This window comes from Mesorhizobium sp. M7A.F.Ca.CA.004.04.2.1 (genome assembly GCF_004022825.1).
In the GTDB taxonomy this organism is placed as follows: Bacteria; Pseudomonadota; Alphaproteobacteria; order Rhizobiales; family Rhizobiaceae; genus Mesorhizobium.
In genome coordinates this window covers 1-865 of sequence record NZ_RZPH01001535.1, presented here as the reverse complement: position 1 = coordinate 865, position 865 = coordinate 1, and the positions used below count along the sequence as shown (strand labels likewise).

Here is an 865-nt window from a genome sequence, read left to right as displayed (position 1 = left end):
GTCTGGGTCGACGTCGCCGGCGGAGTGATCGCCGACGGTTCGAGCACGTCCTTTGCGTTGGTGCAGGCGGCAAGAGCCAATGCCACAAGCAATGACACGGTCGTCACATGCGATCGTCTCATTTGCCTTCTAACTCCTTGGCGAAGAACGCCTCCCATTGTGGATTCACTGTACGATCAAGTCGAGATCATGGCGGGACAGCGGCTTGGGCTGGGATTCGGTGGTCAGGTAGGTGCGGCCAAGCGTCATCGCCGTCTCGGTATCGGAGTCCATGATGATCATATGGGCGAACAGCGTCATGTTGGGCGCGATCGGTTCGGGATTGCCCTGGTAGAACATCGGCATGTCCATCCAGGACGGGGTGAAGCGGGCGCCGACCGAATAGCCGCAGGCGTTCAGCCGGTGCTTGGTCAGGCCGTGTGCCTCCATGGTGCGGGCATGCGCATCGAAGACGTCGCCGAAGCTGTTGCCCGGCGTCATCGCCTTTTCGACAGCCAGGAGTGCCGCGCGGGCGGCGTCGAACAATTCCTGATGGCGCTTCGACACCTTGCCGGTCAGCACCGTGCGCATCATCGGTGCGTGGTAGTGGTTGAAGACGCCGGCCCATTCGAGCGTCAGCTGGTCATTTTTGGTGAGCTTGCGGCGGCCGGCCTTGTAGCGGCACAGCAGCGCATCGACGCCGGAGCCGATGATGAATTCGTTGGCCGGATAGTCGCCGCCGCCGGCAAAGATCGCACCCTGCATGGCGGCCAGGATCAGGGCTTCGTCGCCACCTTGCTTGATCAGCGGCAGCGCCGCGTCGAGCGCGTCGTCGGAGAGATTGGCGGCCTTCTCGGCCTTGGCGATCTCGGCCGGACTGTTGAAC

The 865-nt window shown here is 62.9% G+C and carries 1 protein-coding gene; it reads right to left on the bottom strand.

Translation table 11 applies throughout. The annotated features are described in order from the left end of the window. Positions 1–165: 165 nt before the first annotated feature. The coding region (locus EN893_RS35945; protein WP_164901487.1) for a Xaa-Pro peptidase family protein at positions 166–865 on the bottom strand (700 nt) is incomplete at its 5' end.